This is a genomic window from Sphingobium chlorophenolicum (genome assembly GCF_000722875.1).
In the GTDB taxonomy this organism is placed as follows: Bacteria; Pseudomonadota; Alphaproteobacteria; order Sphingomonadales; family Sphingomonadaceae; genus Sphingobium; species Sphingobium chlorophenolicum.
The window spans coordinates 1-2,222 of record NZ_JFHR01000070.1 but is presented as its reverse complement, the minus strand read 5'-3'; the positions used below and the strand labels follow the sequence as shown (position 1 = coordinate 2,222).

The 2,222-nt window shown below is 56.7% G+C and carries 2 protein-coding genes; one reads left to right on the top strand and one right to left on the bottom strand.

Annotated elements, in window-relative coordinates:
• The first annotated feature begins 103 nt into the window (after positions 1–103).
• Positions 104–925 (top strand): IS5 family transposase, encoded by an 822-nt coding sequence (locus BV95_RS20015; protein WP_037456341.1) that lies wholly within the window; start codon positions 104–106, stop codon positions 923–925.
• A gap of 279 nt (positions 926–1,204) precedes the next feature.
• Here the strand turns inward: BV95_RS20015 and BV95_RS20010 are convergent, their stop codons facing one another.
• The gene (locus BV95_RS20010; RefSeq protein ID WP_037456339.1) at positions 1,205–2,041 is read right to left on the bottom strand and encodes an IS5 family transposase; all 837 of its coding nucleotides are present in this window, start codon (positions 2,039–2,041) and stop codon (positions 1,205–1,207) included.
• Positions 2,042–2,222: the final 181 nt, after the last annotated feature.

Here is a 2,222-nt window from a genome sequence, read left to right as displayed (position 1 = left end):
AGAGCCCGATCCGAAACTAAGTTGAGTGGTATCAGTGGGTTAGCTTGACGCTTGCCGCAGTCGTTGATTCAGGGGTTTTGCAACAAACTTCCGGAGATCAACGATGTGGACCGATACCACTCGGGCGCAATATGCCCGCGCGGGACTGACTTTGCCAAGCGATTTGACCGATGCCGAATGGTCGGTGCTCGAACCTTTCTTGCCGCCACCCTCCCACGTAGGCCGTCCGCGCAAATGGCCGCTGCGACGGATCGTCGAGGCGATCCTGTATCTGCTGCGTGGGGGGCTGCCGTGGCGAATGCTGCCGCCCTGCTTTCCGCCGGTCTCGACGGTTCGGCGCTGGTTTTACCTGTGGCGCGATAACAAACTGTGGCTCTCGCTCAATCATACCCTGCTGTTGATGGCGCGTGAAGCGACGGGCCGCGAGGCTTCGCCCAGTGCTGGCGTGATCGATAGTCAGAGCGTGAAAACAACGGAAAGTGGCGGCCCTCGCGGCTTTGACGCGGGCAAGAAAATCAAGGGGCGCAAGCGCCACATCCTCACCGACACCGAGGGCCATTTGGTTCATGCGGTGATCCATACCGCCGACATTCAGGACCGCGACGGCGCGCCGCTGGTCCTGCGTGACATCATCCACCGCTTTCCATGGCTGCGCCATGTCTTTGCCGATGGCGGCTATGCTGGCGACAAGCTCAGGGAAGCGCTCCGGCGTACCGGCAAATGGACTGTCGAGATCGTCAAGCGATCCGATGTTGCAAAAGGCTTCGTGGTTCTTCCGCGCCGCTGGGTCGTCGAGCGAACACTGGCTTGGCTGAACCGCAACCGTCGGCTCGCCAAGGACTTTGAACAGACCATCGCATCGGCAACTGCGTGGCTGTTCATAGCTTCCATCCAGCTATTCGCGCGTCGCATCGCAAGACTATGAAATTTCATCGGATAATTATGAATCAGGCTCTTAGCAACGCTAATAATGCTGACCATATATCAGGGAATTGAACGAAATTATGACAGGCTAGGTATGCTGATATGGATTCGCTCGAAGTCGCCCTCTGTCTTATGGAGAAGGCGCAAACAATTCTTATTATCTTGAGAAAAAAGGAATCTGCTTCCTTCCTACAGGAAGCGATAGACAAGGCAATGGAATCTCCAAAAATTTATCCGTATCCGGATGAAAATTGGGATATTCTAAGAGTCGGATTCGAAACTATTCCGTTGTCTGACAGAGCCTTGCGGCTCGGCGAATGAATGCCTGCACTGACGCGGCGAAGAGCCAGGCTGTGGCGGATGCAATGGTCTTCTCGAAATCTTTGGCCAGACGACGGTTACGGTTGAGCCAGGCGATAGTGCGTTCGACGACCCATCTGCGCGGTAAGATTTCGAAACCCTGTGCTGCGTCCGAGCGCTTGATGATTTCGATTGTCCATTTGCCCAGCGGCCGCAACGCATCCTTGAGTTTCTGGCCTGCATATCCGCCATCGGCGAAGACATGTCGCAGCCGCGGGAAGCGGTTGATGACGCCGCCAAGGACCAGCGGGGCGCCATCCCGATCCTGAATATCAGCGGTGTGGACGACTGCATGGACCAGGTTGCCTTCGGTATCGGTCAGTATGTGACGCTTGCGTCCCTTGATCCTCTTGCCCGCATCATAGCCGTAGGGACCGCCGGATTCCGTGGTTTTCACGCTCTGACTGTCTACCACCCCAGCACTGGGCGAAGCTTCACGTCCTTGTGCTTCGCGGACCAGCATGAGCAATCCATGGTTGATTGCCTGCCAGAGCCCATTGTCGCGCCAAAGGTAGAACCATCGCCGCACCGTCGATACCGGAGGAAAGCACGGCGGCAACATCCGCCAAGGCAAGCCGCCTCGCAACAGATAAAATATGGCTTCAACAATCCGGCGCATCTTCCACCTGCGTGGCCGCCCAGTCGGCGCAGGCGGAGGCAGAAGAGGCTCGAACAACGCCCACTCGGCATCGGTTAAATCTGTTGGCAAAGACAGCCCGCTTCGCGCATGTAGCGCGCGAGTGGTATCGGTCCACATCGTTGATCCTTGGTAGTTTCGCAAAAACCCCTGAATCAACGACAGGTCCAGACGTCAAGCTAACCTGCTGATACCACTCACCTTAGTTTCGGATCGGACACTAAGATCACGCACGCAAGGAAGCAGTCATGGCAACCACCAACAATGTAGGCCGCATTTCGCAGGTCATCGGCGCCGTCGT

Coding starts and splice junctions, on each gene's coding strand:
- BV95_RS20015 (WP_037456341.1), top strand. CDS start 104: ATGTGGACCGATACCACTCGGGCGCAATATGCCCGCGCGGGACTGACT.
- BV95_RS20010 (WP_037456339.1), bottom strand. CDS start 2,041: ATGTGGACCGATACCACTCGCGCGCTACATGCGCGAAGCGGGCTGTCT.